Origin of the sequence: Desulforhopalus sp. (assembly GCA_030247675.1) — a bacterium.
In the GTDB taxonomy this organism is placed as follows: Bacteria; Desulfobacterota; Desulfobulbia; order Desulfobulbales; family Desulfocapsaceae; genus Desulforhopalus_A.
This window is the reverse complement of the sequence record JAOTRX010000008.1, coordinates 61,702-78,471: the sequence shown is the minus strand read 5'-3', so window position 1 is coordinate 78,471 and position 16,770 is coordinate 61,702. Positions and strand designations below refer to the sequence as shown.

The 16,770-nt window shown below is 53.5% G+C and carries 15 protein-coding genes; 10 read left to right on the top strand and 5 right to left on the bottom strand.

What is annotated here, in order from left to right:
- Positions 1-12: 12 nt before the first annotated feature.
- Complete coding sequence (locus OEL83_16540) at positions 13-1,212, bottom strand: FprA family A-type flavoprotein (protein MDK9708652.1); 1,200 nt, start codon at positions 1,210-1,212, stop codon at positions 13-15.
- A 164-nt stretch (positions 1,213-1,376) separates the two neighbouring features.
- On the opposite strand from OEL83_16540, the gene OEL83_16535 reads away from it, so the two are divergent.
- The 4 genes from OEL83_16535 (at position 1,377) to OEL83_16520 (ending at position 5,892) form a co-directional block, all read left to right on the top strand.
- Positions 1,377-1,580 (top strand): ferredoxin, encoded by a 204-nt coding sequence (locus OEL83_16535; protein MDK9708651.1) that lies wholly within the window; start codon positions 1,377-1,379, stop codon positions 1,578-1,580.
- A 144-nt stretch (positions 1,581-1,724) separates the two neighbouring features.
- Complete coding sequence (gene uvrB, locus OEL83_16530; protein MDK9708650.1) at positions 1,725-3,743, top strand: excinuclease ABC subunit UvrB; 2,019 nt, start codon at positions 1,725-1,727, stop codon at positions 3,741-3,743.
- Positions 3,740-4,411 carry a lysophospholipid acyltransferase family protein gene (locus tag OEL83_16525; protein MDK9708649.1) on the top strand — a complete coding sequence of 224 codons (672 nt, stop codon included), beginning with the start codon at positions 3,740-3,742 and terminating at the stop codon, positions 4,409-4,411. The genes uvrB and OEL83_16525 overlap by 4 nt, the downstream gene beginning before the upstream one ends.
- 26 nt (positions 4,412-4,437) lie before the next feature.
- Positions 4,438-5,892, top strand: coding sequence for a cobyrinate a,c-diamide synthase (locus OEL83_16520; GenBank protein ID MDK9708648.1), 1,455 nt, complete (start codon positions 4,438-4,440; stop codon positions 5,890-5,892).
- Between the two features lie 2 nt (positions 5,893-5,894).
- On the opposite strand, the gene OEL83_16515 is transcribed toward OEL83_16520, so the two are convergent.
- Positions 5,895-6,236, bottom strand: coding sequence for a hypothetical protein (locus tag OEL83_16515; protein ID MDK9708647.1), 342 nt, complete (start codon positions 6,234-6,236; stop codon positions 5,895-5,897).
- Between the two features lie 375 nt (positions 6,237-6,611).
- Here OEL83_16515 and OEL83_16510 point away from each other — a divergent pair, with 375 nt between their 5' ends.
- From OEL83_16510 to secA, 6 genes are all read left to right on the top strand, one after another.
- Complete coding sequence (locus OEL83_16510; GenBank protein MDK9708646.1) at positions 6,612-6,797, top strand: 4Fe-4S binding protein; 186 nt, start codon at positions 6,612-6,614, stop codon at positions 6,795-6,797.
- Positions 6,798-6,985: 188 nt separating this feature from the next.
- Positions 6,986-7,417, top strand: a complete 432-nt coding sequence (locus tag OEL83_16505; protein MDK9708645.1) for a hypothetical protein — start codon at positions 6,986-6,988, stop codon at positions 7,415-7,417.
- 25 nt (positions 7,418-7,442) lie between these two features.
- Positions 7,443-8,570, top strand: a complete 1,128-nt coding sequence (gene alr / locus OEL83_16500) for an alanine racemase (GenBank protein ID MDK9708644.1) — start codon at positions 7,443-7,445, stop codon at positions 8,568-8,570.
- A gap of 5 nt (positions 8,571-8,575) precedes the next feature.
- Positions 8,576-10,234 carry an arginine--tRNA ligase gene (gene argS, locus OEL83_16495; GenBank protein MDK9708643.1) on the top strand — a complete coding sequence of 553 codons (1,659 nt, stop codon included), beginning with the start codon at positions 8,576-8,578 and terminating at the stop codon, positions 10,232-10,234.
- Between the two features lie 15 nt (positions 10,235-10,249).
- The gene (locus tag OEL83_16490; GenBank protein MDK9708642.1) at positions 10,250-10,480 is read left to right on the top strand and encodes a hypothetical protein; all 231 of its coding nucleotides are present in this window, start codon (positions 10,250-10,252) and stop codon (positions 10,478-10,480) included.
- A 126-nt stretch (positions 10,481-10,606) separates the two neighbouring features.
- Entirely contained in the window at positions 10,607-13,159 is a 2,553-nt protein-coding gene (gene secA, locus OEL83_16485) for a preprotein translocase subunit SecA (GenBank protein ID MDK9708641.1), read from the top strand.
- Between the two features lie 120 nt (positions 13,160-13,279).
- On the opposite strand, the gene ppk2 is transcribed toward secA, so the two are convergent.
- The 3 genes from ppk2 to cls form a co-directional block, all read right to left on the bottom strand.
- The gene (gene ppk2 / locus OEL83_16480) at positions 13,280-14,188 is read right to left on the bottom strand and encodes a polyphosphate kinase 2 (GenBank protein MDK9708640.1); all 909 of its coding nucleotides are present in this window, start codon (positions 14,186-14,188) and stop codon (positions 13,280-13,282) included.
- A 158-nt stretch (positions 14,189-14,346) separates the two neighbouring features.
- Positions 14,347-15,126, bottom strand: coding sequence for a metallophosphatase family protein (locus OEL83_16475; GenBank protein MDK9708639.1), 780 nt, complete (start codon positions 15,124-15,126; stop codon positions 14,347-14,349).
- Positions 15,099-16,640, bottom strand: coding sequence for a cardiolipin synthase (gene cls / locus OEL83_16470; protein ID MDK9708638.1), 1,542 nt, complete (start codon positions 16,638-16,640; stop codon positions 15,099-15,101). The genes OEL83_16475 and cls overlap by 28 nt, the downstream gene beginning before the upstream one ends.
- Positions 16,641-16,770: the final 130 nt, after the last annotated feature.

Genomic DNA, 16,770 nt, shown 5'->3' with positions numbered 1-16,770 from the left:
TTCCTTCTCCCTTTATTCTGCCAGACTGTCAATGACCCGTTTGCCGATTCTTTGGCCAAACTCGACACATTCCGCAAGTTTCTGCTCGTCCGGGACATACTTCATCCGCAGGCTTTCTTCAATAACCTCAACGCGCATCTCCTCCAGAGCGGTCTTCATCAGGCCTGGCGCCTCACCGCTCCAGCCAAAGGAACCAAAGGATGCACCGAACTTGTTGGCTGGCTTCAGGCCGCGCATATACATGAGAAAATCGGCCATGCGCGGCAACATGCCGTTGTTGAGGGTTGCCGAACCGAGGACTATGGCTTTGGCATCAAGCACCTCGGTCATGACATCGCTGCGGTGATGGTATTTGAGGTTGATCAATTTGGTGCTGACCCCGGTGTCCCTGAGCCCCGATTCAATGGCATGGGCCATGTGCTCGGTCGAATGCCACATGGAATCATAGATCACCAGAACCTTTTTGTTGACCTTGTTATTACTCCAACGATCGTAGGCTTCCAGGATTTTACCCATATGTGTCCGCCAGACAATGCCGTGGTCAGGGGCAATCATTTTGATGTCGAGGTTCATGGCGGCCACCGCGGCCAGCAATTTCTTGATAAGCGGCGAATAGAGGTAGAGGATGTTGGCGTAATACTTGGCGCATTCGTGCATGACCTCGGCCATATTCACCTCGTCGTCGAAACGTTCGCTGGTGGCATAATGCTGGCCGAAGGCATCGCTGGAAAAGAGAATGCCGTCCTCTTTTATGAAACTGAACATCGAATCGGGCCAGTGCAGCATTCTTGTTTCAATAAAGTGGATGGTCCGTTTGCCGATGCTGATCTCATCGCCTGATTTGACGACCTCGAAAGGCCAGTCTTCCCGGTGGAAATGGTCGACAATGGCCTTCTGACCCATTGGCGAACAGATCAGCTTCTCCGGTTTGATCAGCTCCATCATTGCCGGCAGGCTTCCGGAGTGGTCCATCTCAACGTGGTTGACAACGATATAGTCGATTTTTTCCGGATCAATTATCTTCTTGATATTCTGCAGCAACTCCGCGGTGTGGGATCTCTTGACGGTATCGAAGAGGGTGACCTTGTCATCAATGATCAGAAAGGCATTGTAGGTAGTTCCCCGATAGGTGGAGTAGCCGTGAAAGTCGCGGACGTCCCAGTCGACGGCCCCAACCGAATAAATCCCTTTGGCAAGTTCAGTAGTGCTCATTACATCTCCGTATTGTTGGTATTATTAGGATCACTGAGTATTGATTACTAGGAATAATTACTATAGTAGAGTTATCTCGAAAAGCTAGTCGAAAAAACTATGGGAAAAAACTATCGGGAAGTCCTTCGACCAGGGACCTCCCTTTTGAAGGGAACAAGAAACCAATGAAAAAATTTCCATCAATAGATCTTGGCAGATGTACCGAATGCAAAGGTTGCATCGAAATCGCCCCGGGTATATTCTCCTACAATCCTTCCACCGGCATGATGGAGGTGCTCGAATGCGCCGAGTACCCTGAGGATCTGGTCAATGAGGCCATCAAAAATTGTCCTGAAGACTGTATAACCTGGGAGATGGGAGGTCTGTAGGCATTTACCCATTTGCATTGCCATCCGGCAGCGCTTGTTGTTCTTGTCCTTCTCTTGCCAGGCGCGAAAGGTAGATTTACCCTTACCCTTTTGTTAGTATGGGCGGCGTTGTAAAAACGGATTGAATTAAAGATTGAGATTTCCATGCACATTCCTTTTCAGCTGACAACCCAGTTTAAGCCCGCCGGCGATCAGCCCGAGGCCATCGCCCAACTCGCCGACGGTCTGCGAGCCGGAATTCGCGAACAGGTGCTGCTTGGCGTCACCGGTTCCGGCAAGACCTTTACCATTGCCAATGTCATCGCCGAGGTGCAGCGGCCCTCCCTGGTCATTGCCCCCAATAAGACCCTGGCCGCGCAGCTGTTCAGTGAATTTAAGGAGCTTTTTCCGCACAATGCGGTGGAATATTTCGTTTCGTATTACGACTATTATCAGCCGGAGGCGTACATCCCGCAATCCGACAGCTATATTGAAAAGGATTCGTCGATCAATGAAGCCATCGATAAGATGCGCCATTCGGCCACCCGCTCCCTTCTGACCCGTCAGGATGTGCTGATCGTTGCCTCGGTGTCCTGTATCTATGGCCTCGGCTCGCCGGATGAATATAAAAATATGCACCTGTTCCTGCGGGTGGGCGAAGACTATCCGATCGAGGAGGTGCAGCGTCGCCTGGTCTTCATGCAGTATGAACGCAACGACATGTCCTTCCACCGCGGGACCTTCCGGGTGCGTGGCGATGTCCTCGATATCTTCCCGGTGCACGAGGAAGAACGGGCGATTCGGGTCGATTTTTTTGGTGATACCGTTGAGTCACTGGCGATAATCGATCCCCTGCGCGGGGTGGTGCTGGAGCGCCTGCAGGAATATTCCGTTTTTCCGGGCAGCCACTTCGTCACCTCCAAGGACCGGTTACAACAGGCCGAGGCGACGATAAAGGACGAACTTCGCCTGCGATTGGAGGAGTTCCACCGGGACAACCGCCTGGTGGAGGCGCAGCGCCTGGAGCAGCGCACCATGTTCGACCTGGAGATGATCCACGAACTGGGCTATTGCACCGGCATCGAAAATTACAGCCGGCATCTCACCGGCAAGCAACCGGGGGCGCCACCACCCAACCTTCTCGATTATTTTCCGGAGGATTATCTGCTGTTTATCGATGAAAGCCATATTGCCATCGGCCAGTTGAACGGCATGTACAACGGCGATCGCTCCCGCAAGCAAACCCTCGTTGATTATGGCTTTCGGCTTCCCTCGGCCCTCGACAACCGGCCCCTGCGCTTTGACGAATTTGTCAAGCGCATCAACCAGGTCGTCTATATTTCCGCAACACCAGGTAGCTATGAACTGGAACATGCGGAGGGCAGGGTAATCGAGCAGGTGATTCGCCCCACCGGCCTTCTTGATCCGCGCATCGAGGTTCGTCCGGCGGTCAGTCAGGTAGATGATCTTCTTGAGGAAATTCGCATCCGTGCCGACCGGGGCGAGGCGGTGCTGGTGACGACGTTGACCAAACGGATGGCCGAGGACCTCACCGACTATTATGAAAAACTCGGCATACGGGTCCGCTACCTCCACTCGGATATCAAAACCTTGGAACGGATTGAGTTGATCCGCGATCTGCGCAATAAAGAATACGATGTCCTGATTGGCATCAACCTGTTGCGGGAAGGTCTGGACATCCCGGAGGTGTCGCTGGTCGCTATTCTCGACGCCGACAAGGAAGGTTTTCTCCGTTCCGAGCGCTCGCTGATCCAGACCTGTGGCCGAGCCGCCCGTAACTCCGAGGGAATGGTGATCATGTATGCCGATACCATCACCGGTTCGATGCGCTACACCATTGACGAAACCGAGCGGCGACGGCGAATCCAGGAAGACTACAACCGCCGGAACGGCATCGAGCCGCAGACCATCATTTCCTCGATCAAGGATTCGATGCAGCAACACCTGAAGAATTCCGGGTATATTGTCGAGGAGTATCAGCAGAATCTGCTGGCCACCGCCGAGGAGGTGCCGTACTTTTCGTCGATAAAAGACCTGGAAAAAGAGATTGGTAAACTGGAGACGGAGATGCGCGCCGCGGCAAAGGAACTCGCCTTTGAGCGGGCGGCGGAACTGCGCGATCGCATTAAAAAGTTGCGACGAATGGAGATTGAACTCGGATGACTGAAGGGGTGTTGAATAGTATTCTGTTGCGGATAGTGCCGGTAACGCTTGCCTTGCTTATCCGGCTTTGGTTTTGCACCTGCCGGGTGCGCCTGCATAATGTGCATTTTTTCCTCGATCCGAAGACGACCGGGCAACCGGTGGTGGCCTCGTTCTGGCATTATTCAATCATTTATTTTTTTTACTTCATCCGCGGCTACCCGGTTACCGCCATGGTCAGCGCCAGCAGGGATGGGGAGTATATCGCCCGGCTAGCCCAGCAGTTTGGTTTTACGGCGGCGCGCGGATCGCGAAACAACAAAGGTGTTGAAGGCCTGAAGGTGCTGTTTCGGGCGATTCGCGGCGGCAGCAATTGCGCCCTGGTTGCCGATGGCTCCCAGGGACCACCGCGGATAGCCCAGCCGGGGGCGATTCTTCTTGCTTCCCGGACTGGGTCACCAATCCTGCCGATGCTGTGGTCGGCTAATCGGTATTTCACTGTCCGTTCCTGGGACCGGACAGTTATCCCCAAGCCGTTTTCCCGCGTTGATTTCTATTATGGTGAACCGATCTTTGTCCCTTCAGAACTGAAGGCGGAAGGCATCGAGGAATATCGGCTGCTCCTTGAGCAGCGTTTGAACGGGCTTTACGCCGAGGCATGGGCTCTTTATAATAAGGCGGAACATTAACAAAATCGAGGCCTAGGTAGCCCGGGATGGATACTCCCGGCTTTATCAGTGATGCTGCGAAAAGGAATCAGTTGGACATGCAAAGAAAGGGAATAGTCATAGCCGGGCTTTCCGGGGGGTCGGGCAAAAGTGTGGTTGCCGTGGGGATCGTCGCGGCCCTAGCCCGCAGAGGCAAAACAGTGGTTCCTTTTAAGAAGGGTCCTGATTATATCGATGCCGGCTGGCTGCAGCTGGCGGCAGGACGGAAGTGTTACAATCTTGACCCGTATCTGATGACGCCGGAGGCAATTGTCGATTCCTTTGCACGAAGGTCAGTTGCGGCCGATGTGGTTATTGTCGAAGGCAATAGAGGTTTGTTTGACGGGGTCAATGTCGATGGCGGCTATTCTACAGCTGATCTGGCGCTTGCCCTCGGCCTGCCGGTTGTCCTGGTGGTCGATTGTACCAAGACTACCCGGACGATAGCCGCTCTGGTGCTGGGATGCCAGAAATTCGATGAAGAGCTGGACATCAGGGGGGTTGTTTTGAACCGCATTGCCACCGAGCGGCAGCGCCTGCTGATTACCGAGGCGGTTGAAAAATATACCGGAATTCCAGTTCTTGGTGCGGTGCCGCGGTTGAAAAGGGATATCTTTCCGATGCGTCACCTGGGGATGATTCCCCATCAGGAGTATGGCGACAGCGATGAAGCCCTTGCGTATCTCGCTGATTTGGTCGAGGGCAGTATTGACCTCGATAAGTTGGAGGCGCTGATGGTACCCTTAGCCGGCTCATCACAAGCCGATGGCGAGGGACAGGTTGTTGGGCAACCTTCCGTGAAAATCGGTGTGCTGCAGGATGCGGCCTTCCAGTTCTACTATTCGGAAAACCTTGAGGCCCTGGAGCGGCAGGGGGCCTCCCTCGTGTATATCAATGCCATGCAGGACGCGGCCTTGCCGGACATTGACGGTCTCTATATCGGCGGTGGCTTTCCGGAAACCGGGGCCCGGCAACTGGCGGCCAACACCGCGTTCCGCCAGTCGGTGAAGGCGGCCGCCGACCATGGTCTGCCGGTTTATGCCGAGTGTGGCGGGCTTATCTACCTTGGCACCTCGATAGTCATGGGCGGGGAGGAATTCCCCCTGGCGGGTGTCTTTCCGGTGCGTTTCGGCATGGCCAAAAAACCGCAGGCTCATGGCTATTCAACCTTTCTGGTCGACAGAGAAAACAGCTTTTACAACCTTGGCGAGGAGGTGAAGGGGCATGAGTTTCGCTATTCGAAAATTATCGACTGGCAGGGAACGGACGATCAGCTGGCCCTGCAGATGGTTAGAGGAACTGGCTTTATGAATGGTCGTGACGGCCTGGTGTATAAAAATGTCCTGGCTTTATATACCCATGTCCATGCCGATGGTACATCGCAATGGGCGGAGAAATTTGTGGAGCGGTGTCGAATAACGAAAAAGGACCGGATGGTGGAGGGCCTGATATTGCCCTCCTAGTCTTAATTGGCGGTATTGGACCCGAGTACCTTCAGGCTTATTTTTTGTTGGTCTTCTGCGCTTGGGGCCGGTTCTACCCAATGAATGAAGGATTCGCTGACCCGCATGAAATCACCGTTGTCTTCCTTGCACTTATCGCAGATGGAGTTGGCCATATCCCGGTACATGATGATTTTCGAGGCCGGTTCACCGTCCTTGCTTATGGCAGCCATCTTGCGGCAACCACATTCCAGCCGCACCACGACGACACCGATACCATCCGGGCTGCCTTCTAAGATTCCTTCAATCATGGCTCGTTCGCGTTTTTCTACTTGGATGACTTTTTTACTCTTTTTCTCTTTCATGTGGGGGGAATTCTTCACGGGTGAAATTTGTTGAAGTACTGAATCCGGCCGTTTTGCACCGGTTGGAGGTGAATGTCTCGAGTTTTTGGTAAAAGTGACCCCACTATAGCGAAAATAATGCTGACCGGTCAAGACATATGTGTCAGATCCTTTCTTGTAGGTAATTATTGCTTGTCGATTAAGATAATGAAATTATTACACATAAACTATTGCTGCCGGGCACAATTGCTTTCCGGTCGGGCGCCGTTTTTGCTTGACAAAAATCTGGCCGTGAATTACAGCATAGATCACATATTAACGGGTTCGGGACAGTTTCGGACTGATGATTAAGTATCATGAATACTTATTTTTGAATCTCACTTTTGGAGGTGAATTATGTTTGAAGTAATAGTTGATAAAGACAAGTGCAGCGGTGACGAGGAATGTGTTGCAGCGTGCCCTGCTCAGGTTTTTGAGATGCAAGACGGCAAAGCCGAGCCTGCAGAGGCCGATGAGTGCCTCGGTTGTGAGACCTGCGTTGAAGTTTGCCCCGAAGGTGCCATCACCGTAAACGAAATCTAATTACGCTGCACTTTTTCGAGAATGCGAGCCCATCTCCTGCACAGGGGATGGGCTTCTTCTTTTTCAATCACTTGTAAAAAGTGTTTTGAGCATCTGCACGACGATTTTTTTACAAGTTTCCTCAATGGACATCGTGGGTTGGGGGCGCGTTGGCGTACCTTCGGAGCGCGGATCCGCGAAGAGGTGAGATGATGAAAGGGATAGCTCGGTTTAAGCCGGCGGTGCGAAGAAATACCCTGCTGCTCTCCTCGGCCTGTTTGTGGACGATAATTGGTCTGTTTCTGCTGGTAAAGGGCGGCTACCGCTGGATGTATCTCGCCGACCGTCAGCCCCTCATCGTTTTTGCCGGGATTTTTGCCGGCAGCGTAAAATCTTTTTACATCCTCGATAAATCGGCGCGACGCGGCATTGATCGTATTCTCAAAAAGGCCGACGGTACCTGTCTCGGTGCGGTTTACTCGATCAGGACCTGGTTATTGGTGTTGTGCATGATGAGTTTGGGTGTTATTTTGCGGGACTCCTCCATTCCTGTTCAGTTCCTCTGCTTTTGCTACCTTACCATCGGTTGGGCGTTGCTGTTTTCCAGCAGGCTCGCCTGGCGGGAATGGCTCAAACAATAATCGCCGGCGACAATCAAGCACCAATATGAATGTACGGAGTTTTAACTGTATTCAGGTAAGCAGGCGTGCCCTCCGCCATAACTATCAGGTGATCAGTAAGGCAGCCGGGGCGGAAGTGTCGGTCATGGCGATGGTCAAGGCGGATGCCTACGGTCACGGTATGGTAGCTGCCGCCGAAGTTTTTGCAGATGCGGGATGCGAGAATTTCGGTGTGGCTGAGCTGCGTGAAGCCGTTGTCCTCCGGGAGGCGGGGGTTGGCGGGGCGATATATGTCACCCTCGGGTTCTTGCCCGAGGATGCGGAACTGCTTTTTCGTTATGATCTGGTGCCGGTTATCTACAGTCATGAAACTGCCGCCATCCTCTCAAGCGCGGCGCAGGCTCTGGGGCGGGAGATCGGCGTGCATATCAAGGTTGATACCGGAATGAGCCGCTTAGGCCTGCTGCCTGATGAGGTTCCGGCCTTTCTCGCCGGGATAGCGTCTTTGCAGGGAATCAGGCCCACCGGGATCATGAGCCACTTTCCGGAGGCGGACGTGCCCGGAGCTGCAAGCACGGCACGAGGTTATGCGACCTTTGCCGAGGTATGCCGGGAAGCAAAAAGCAGCTTCGCCGGGATCAGGCATATTGCAAATTCCGGGGCAGTGCTTAACTTCCCCGCCAGCTATTGTGAGATGGTGCGTAGTGGTATTTCCCTGTACGGCTATCATCCGGCGGGTCGCTTGGCTGATGACCACGACGATACCTTGGGAATACTCCCGGCGATGTCTTTTACAACCCGAGTCATGCAGGTGAAGACCATCCCCGCCGGTACTGGGGTCAGTTATGGACACACCTACCATACCGAGCGGCCAACGACCCTGGCGGTTTTACCGGTCGGCTATGAGGACGGGTATTCGCGGCTGTTCTCCAATCGCGGCCATGTGCTGATTGGCGGCCAAAGGGTGCCGGTCTGCGGCAGGGTCTGCATGAATATGTGCATGGTTGATGTCACCGGCATAGAAGGTGTCCGTGCCGGAGACGAAGCGGTATTAATGGGTTGTCAGGGCGGTGAGCAAATCACCGCTGAGGATCTGGCCGAATGGATGGGGAGCATCAGCTATGAGGTGCTTTGTTCGCTCGGCAATAATAATCAACGAGAATATATCGAGTAAAGACAATGATCCGTGCACGATTAAAAAGTGCCCTTGATGGCTGTTTCGACCAGGGCGTGGCCGAAGGCTTGTGGACGAGCACCGCTGCCGGCAAGTTCACCGTTGAGCTGCCCAAGCATGATGGTATGGGCGATTTCTCCACCAATATGGCCCTGGTTGTCGCCGGCGCCGAGAAGAAGAATCCCCGCGAACTCGCCAAAATCATCGTTGAAAAACTGGCGGGGCAAAGCGAACTTATCGCCCGTCTGGATATTGCTGGTCCGGGCTTTATCAATATCTCCATCAATCACGATGTATGGCGTAAGCTCATCCCGACTATTGTCGCGGCGGGAGAAAATTTTGGCAGGAGCACGATCGGCGGCAAGCGCAAGGTGATGGTCGAATTCGTCAGCGCCAACCCCACCGGGCCACTGAGCGTTGGTCACGGCCGCCAGGCGATCCTCGGCGATTCCATTGCCAGGCTGCTCGATGTTACCGGCCATGATGTCTTTCGCGAGTATTATTACAATGATGCCGGTCGGCAGATGCGGGTCCTCGGTGAATCGACCCGTGCCAGATACCTGGAACTGCTCGGTGAAAAGGCTGAATTCCCCGAAGACGGCTACCAGGGACAATATATTATCGATATCGCCCAGTCGCTGGTCGATGAGCGCGGCGATTCTCTGAAATACCATGAAGATGTCACCCCCTTCAAGGAACAGGCGGAGAAGTACATTTTCAAGGATATCTCCGGGACCCTGGAGCGGTTGGGGATTACCTTCGACAACTATTTCAATGAGCATTCCCTATACGAGGATGGCCATATCGACGACGTCGTCGCCCTGTTGCGGGAAAAAGGCTACGTCTACGAAAAGGACAATGCGGTATGGTTTAAGACTACCGCTTTCGGCCACGAACAGGACAGGGTGATCATCAAGAGCAGCGGCGAGCCAACCTATCGTCTGCCGGATATTGCCTACCATCGAGAAAAATTTCGTCGTAATTTTGATTGGTTGGTTGATGTTTTCGGCTCCGATCATATTGCCACAGTGCCGGATGTCCTTGCCGGGGTAAGCGCCTTGGGCTACGATCCGGACAAAGTGACCGTTGTCCTGCACCAGTTCGTCACCCTGACCCGGGACGGCAAGACGGTAAAGATGTCGACCAGGAAGGCGAACTTTGTCACCGTCGATGAACTGATCGACGAGGTCGGCGTCGATCCGGTACGGTTCTTCTTCATGATGCGCAAGGCCGATAGCCAGCTCGAATTCGATCTTGCCCTGGCCACCAAGGAAAGTCAGGAAAATCCGGTCTACTATGTCCAGTACGGTTATGCCCGGTTATGTTCCATCCTCCGTCAGGCGGCGGAACGAGGCTTTACCGAGATCGATCCGACGAAGACCGATACGACGCTGCTGGTAGAGCCGGAAGAGTTGAAGCTGCTCAAGACCCTGTCGACTTTTCCGGCAACCATTGAAGGCAGTGCCTTGGAACTGGCGCCCCATAAGGTCATCTTTTATCTCATGGAGCTTGCCGGACAGATACACAGCTACTATAACAAACACAAGGTCATTACCGACGACCTGCCCCTCAGTCGGGCCAGGCTGTGTCTGGTACTTGCTCTACAGGCAGTCTTGAAGAATGGCCTCGGCATGGTCGGCTTGTCCACCCCGGAAAAGATGTAGAGGTGCTAGTGAAGGATGGGCACGGCAAAGAAAAGCCAGGTAAAAATGGTCAGATTTGAGCTTGCCAGGAGGTCCATTCTTGGTATCGCGGTGGTGGTTTTTTGTCTTTTTCTGTGGATGTTTTTGCTGGGAGTTTGGGCGGGGCAATCGCTTCTTGTGCCGTCGGCCTACGAAAACAAGGCCCTGATTACCGACGATAAAGCCAAGGTTGGAGAGCGTGTTGCAACCAAGGCGGATAAAAAATGACGAAAAAGAGGAGCCATCTTCGGGTGGTAAATTACTGAGCCCTGCGGCCAGTCCTTTCGATAGAATTTGCTGCATCAACTGCGTTTTTGCAAACGGTTCACATATCACACTATACGGCTGGATACTATGATCGGAAAATTACTCACGAAGGTTTTTGGCAGCAGTAACGACAGGTACCTCAAGTCACTCAGACCTATCGTCGCCCGGATAAATGGTTTGGAAGAAGAAGTCCAGGCCTTGGACGATGCGGCCTTGGCGGCCAAGACGGCACTGTTTAAAGAACGGCTGGAGCAAGGTGAGTCTCTTGAGGATCTACTGCCGGAGGCCTTCGCCGTTGTTCGTGAGGCGGGCAAACGGGTACTCGGTGAGCGTCATTATGATGTTCAGCTGGTTGGTGGAATTGTTCTCCATCAGGGCAAGATATCGGAAATGCGCACCGGTGAGGGAAAAACCCTGACATCGACCCTCGCCGTCTATCTCAACGCCCTCAGCGGCAAAGGCGTACACGTGGTAACCGTCAACGATTATCTGGCGGCCCGTGACAGCCAATGGATGGGGCAGATCTATCAGTTTCTCGGGATGAGCTGCGGCAAGATCGTTCACGGCCTCAATGATGTCGAAAGACGAGCCGCCTACGCCGCCGATATCACCTACGGTACCAATAACGAGTTCGGCTTCGACTATCTCCGCGACAATATGAAGTTCGAATTGAGCGACTACTGTCAGCGCGGCTTTAACTATGCCATCGTCGACGAGGTTGACTCCATTCTGATCGATGAGGCGCGGACGCCGCTGATCATTTCCGGACCGGCGGAATTGTCGACCGACCTGTATAAAAACGTCGACAGGATCATTCCCAAATTCAAAAAGGACGAACACTATACCGTCGACGAGAAGGCCAAACAGGTTTCTCTGACTGAAGAAGGCATTGCCCTCGGCGAAGAATTGCTTGAGGTCGACAATCTTTATGATCCGATAAATATTGAAAAACTTCACCACCTCAACCAATCTCTCAAGGCCCATATCCTCTTTAAAAAGGATGTCGATTATATCGTCCGCGACAACCAGGTCATTATCGTCGACGAATTCACCGGCCGGACCATGGAAGGGCGGCGCTATAGTGACGGCTTGCATCAGGCCCTGGAGGCCAAGGAGCGCGTGAAGATTGAGCAGGAAAACCAAACTCTTGCCTCCATCACCTTCCAGAATTATTTCCGGATGTATAAAAAACTGGCGGGAATGACCGGTACCGCCGATACCGAAGCCGCCGAATTCAAGAAGATCTATAACCTCGATGTCGTGGTCATGCCGACCAACCAGCCGATGATCCGCATCGATTATGCCGACGTCATCTACAAAAACGAGGCCGCCAAATATCGGGCGATCATTAAAGAAATCGGTGAGTTACACAATTCAGGGCAACCGGTCCTGGTTGGCACAATTTCCATCGACGTCAGTGAAAAGATCTCGGGCATGCTGAAGAAAATCAAGATCGAGCATGAAGTTCTCAACGCCAAACACCATGAGCGCGAGGCGGAGATCATTGCCGGCGCCGGACAGCTCGGCAAGGTAACCATCGCCACCAATATGGCCGGACGGGGAACCGATATCAAGCTTGGCCCCGGGGTGGTTGAAGTCGGCGGCCTGCATATCCTTGGCACCTCCCGCCACGAATCGCGGCGTATTGACAATCAGCTGCGGGGCCGGGCCGGCCGTCAGGGCGATCCCGGGTCGTCAAGATTTTATCTTTCTCTCGAAGACGACCTGCTGCGCATCTTCGGCTCCGACCGGATCAGTGGAATCATGAATAAGCTCGGGATGGAGGAAGACGAACCGATTGAGCACGGTATGATTTCCCGGGCCATCGAGAATGCCCAGCGCAAAGTGGAAGGACATAACTTCGATATCCGTAAGCATCTGCTGGAGTACGATGATGTAATGAACCAGCAACGGGAGATCATTTACCGGCAACGGCGTGATGTTCTCGTCGGTGAAGATGTTGTCCAGGTTGTTCAGGACATGATCGAGGATCTGGTTGACGGGGTGGTCGATGAGTTTTGTCAGGAACGACAGGACTCGCAGGAATGGCAGTGGCCTGAGTTTAAGGTGCGGATGGGTGAGGTGTTCTTTCATGTCCCGGAGTGGCCGGAAGAGGAATTGGCGGGTTTGACTCGCGATTCCTTCCGGGAAAAGACCCTGGAGTTCGTTCGCCAGGCCTACGCCAACCAGGATATCACCAATGGCGCGGAAACCCAGCGGCAGATTGAAAAACTGATTCTTCTCCAGGTCGTCGACGGCCATTGGAAAGACCATCTCCTGGCCATGGACCATTTGAAGGAGGGCATTGGCTTGCGCGGGTATGGCCAGAAGAATCCCCTCAATGAATATAAACGTGAGGGCTTTCAGCTGTTCCAAAGTATGGTCGAGACGGTGAAGGCCCAGACCATTTCCAACTTAATGCGGGTTCGCGTCGTCCGGGAAGACGATGTCGAGCGCATGGAGGAAGAGCGGCGGAGAAAGCAGGAGCAGGAGCAGCTTCGCCTCAACAGAGGAGCGGCGGGAGAGGCGCCCCAGCCCCCCAAACCGGTGCGGCGCGACAGCGATAAGACCGGCAGGAATGCCCTCTGCCCCTGCGGCTCCGGGAAAAAATACAAAAGGTGCTGCGGTCAGGAAGCGTAACAAAAACCAGCGCAGTTACAAGAAATGGGGGGGGACGGCCCGGACTTCGGGTGCCGTCCCCTTTTTACATTTTATGGGAGAAAAATCCGGAGCATCGTCCGCAAGGGAAAAGGGCTGAGCTTAGCCGCGCAGCTGATGGGGCTGCATCAGGTTGTCTTCCATATGCTTCAGTTCGTCAATGCCGGAGATAACGATGGTCGGGTCGACCTCCAGATCCTTGGCCGGCAGCTTATCCTCATATTCGAGGCGGCTGAGGATGAACTTCATGCAGTTGAGGCGGGCCTTTTTCTTGTCATCGGAACGGACAATTGTCCAGGGGGCGATGGTCCGATTGGTTTCGGAGAGCATCTGGAATTTGCGCACTGAGTACAGATCCCAGTATTGCTGTGCTAGATTGTCGACCGGCGACAGCTTGTATTGTTTCAGCGGGTCTTCCTTGCGGGAGTCAAAACGTGCCTTCTGCACCTCTTTGGAGACCGAGAAATAGAATTTAAACAGCTTGATGCCGTCTTTGACCAGCATCTCTTCAAACATCGGCACGTCTTTTAAGAAGCGCTTGTTTTGCTCATCGGTGCAGAAACCCATGATTGGCTCAACCATCGCCCTGTTGTACCAGCTCCGGTCGAAGATGACCAGTTCGGCGGCTGAGGGGAGGTGGGCGACGTAGCGTTGGAAATACCACTGGGTCATCTCCGTTTCGTTGGGCTTCATCAGGGCGACGACCCGGGCGCTCCGCGGATTGAGGTTGGCGGTTATCCGTTTAATCGTTCCGCCCTTGCCGGCAGCATCCCGTCCCTCAAAAATTGCCAGAACCCGCTGGCCGTTGGCCCGCATGGAGTTCTGCAGTTTCATCAGCTCTATCTGCAGTTTTTTCAGCTCTAACTCATACTTCAGCTGGGAGTTCTTGATATTGATTGCCGTCGTCTCATCGCTGTTTTTGGTGAGGATGTTGTCGGCAGCAGTACCCTCCGCCAGCCTGAAATTCTCAATGCCATTTTTCCCTTTATTATCAGACTTCTTTTTTGCCATGCCGATTATCCTTGGTCGCAGAGGTTGACGAGATTCTAAGGTATCTATCTCCAGAAGATGTGTTTGTTTTCATAGCATACATGCCGAGATGTTGTCAAAACATTGCAAGGTAAGAGGGGGGGCAGACAGGGTAGTGTGGCCTTGCGATAATCCGCATCTCAGTTGAGTTTCCGGCCTTGTAGAAACATTGTGGCGTATATCTCCGGCAGCTGGTGTCTACCGAGAGCGGTGACAACGGCATCAATGTCGTAGCTCACACGCAGGTGGCGGACCTTGATGTTGTCCTCGGTTATCTCCATGACAGCGCAGCTGGCCTGTGGATTGCCGTCGAACATCCTTCCCGCTGATCCCGGGTTAATAAAATGGGTGCCGGCGATAACCTTGTAATATGGGGTATGCGAGTGCCCCGTGACGACAATCTGACAGTCGGTGATCTCGGTCAGTTCGAGAAAACGGCTGTCCGGGGTGTCGGCAAAGAGGAATTCGTCCGGGTCGGCTGGGCTACCGTGGAAGATGCCCAGCCTCAACCTACTGTTTCGATAATTTTTTGATGCCGGATGGCGCAGGTCAAGGACCTTAAAGGCCGGGAAGGAGAGAAGATCACGGCGTCCTGGGGCATCGAGGGCCTCGGCAGTGGAGGTGTACATGATGCGTTTTTCGGCCTTTCTCGGTTTGCCAAAGGTCTTGCCTTTGAGGATACCGATGACCTTTTGGTCGGTGTTGCCGAGGATGGACACGGCCCGGTGGAGGCTCAACCAGCGCAGGGTTTCATTGGGGAAGGGGGCATAGACGAGGGAGTCGCCGCAGTTGATGATGTAGTCGAACGACGCCGCGTCCAACTCGCGGTCTATGGCCGTGAGTGCCGGATAATTGCCGTGGATGTCGGCAAGCAGTAAGATCCGGGTTGGCATTAGAGGAGAGGTGAGACGAGAAGACATGTGTTTTCCTTGAATTTGGTGAGATGACCGCGGCGAGAGAAAGTTTGTAGATCAAGTGCCGTGGATTGCTGAAGATACTCCTGCTGGACGGCAAAAAGGCGCAGGGAAAACTCCTCGCAATAGATAAAAAGGGTGGCTTCAAAATTCAACCAGAAGCTGCGCATATCCAGATTGACTGATCCGAACAGCGAAAAATTCCGATCGACGGTGATGGTCTTCGAATGGAGAAGACCGCCATGGAAAAGTTGGATTTTTACCCCGGAATCGGCAAGTTCTTCAAAACGGGCCTGGCTTGCGTAATGGACCAGCCGTGAGTCGTTATTGTGTGGTACAATGATGGTAACTGCCACCCCACGCTGGGCTGCCGCTTTCAAGGCAATGAGCAGTGGTTCGTCGGGGATGAAATACGGGGTGGTCATGATCAGTTCCCGGCGTGCTGCGTAAATGGTGGTGAGGAGTAGGCTGTGGATGGTTTCCGGGACAAAGCCGGGGCCGGAAGGGACAAGCTGGATCGGGCATTGGCCGATGAGCGGCAGGGGGTGGATGTCGCCTTTGTGCCGAACCGTTTCGATATCTTTCTGCAATGACTCGGTTTCGAAGTCGCTGCCCTCCGCATCAAGATACCAGTCACTGATAAATGTACCGGCAAGGCTTTCCACAACAGGCCCCTCCACCTTCACCATGACATCGATCCAGTTGCCGACGCCGGCGTCTTTTTTGAAGACGGCGGGATCGACCATGTTCTGGCTGCCGGTAAAGGCAACTTCGCCGTCGATCACCACTATCTTTCTATGGTTACGGATATCGATGCGGGAAAACAGTGCTTTGATAAGGCCCGCCGGCAGGGACTCGCGAACCTTGATGCCGGCCTCTTGCATTCTCTTCGCTGTTGTACTGCCAAAGAAATCACTGCTGCCGATGGAATCAAGAAGCAGCCGGCAGGTGACACCGCGAGCAGCGGCGTTGATAAGGGCCTTTGTCACCCTGTCTACCATGCCGCCATCTTGCCAGATATAAAATTGCAGATGACAGGTAGAGGTCGCTTTGTCAATTTCCTCTATAATCGAAAGGGTTATCTCCTCCGGCTTGGTGATGAGCGTCAATTTATTACCGGCCATGGCCGGTAAGCCGACCAGGGTTTCCACCTGGCGGTGGAGCGGGGCGCATTCCGGATTCAGATTGTGCCAGGAGACCGGCGCCCTCTTGCGCAGGGTGGTCAGCCAGTGCTGGTAATATTTCGAGGAAACCCGGGCTCGTTCGATACGCTTTTCGGGTATGCGGTTTTCACCCAGAAGCAGGTAAAAGAATCCTCCCAAAAAAGGAATGACCAGGATTACTACCAGCCAGGCCAACGACACGCCGTACGGGCGTTTGCGCATGATAACGCGAATCGAAAGTCCAAGCCGGATAATGAGATCGGCGAGGAGCAATACCGTCGAAAATAAAGAGTAATTTAAAAGGTAGTCATGAATAGCCATGTGCGATATAGGGCCGTTGAAGTGGGGCTGCAGCATCGCTGCCGGGGGTTATCTCTGAGCTGGTGCCTTGCGGAAAACATGCCCGCCTCAAATGAGATCCATTGCCATCTTGATTTAAAAGTAGCATAATCAGCCGGATAAGTGGTAGATGTATTTTGCCGTACCG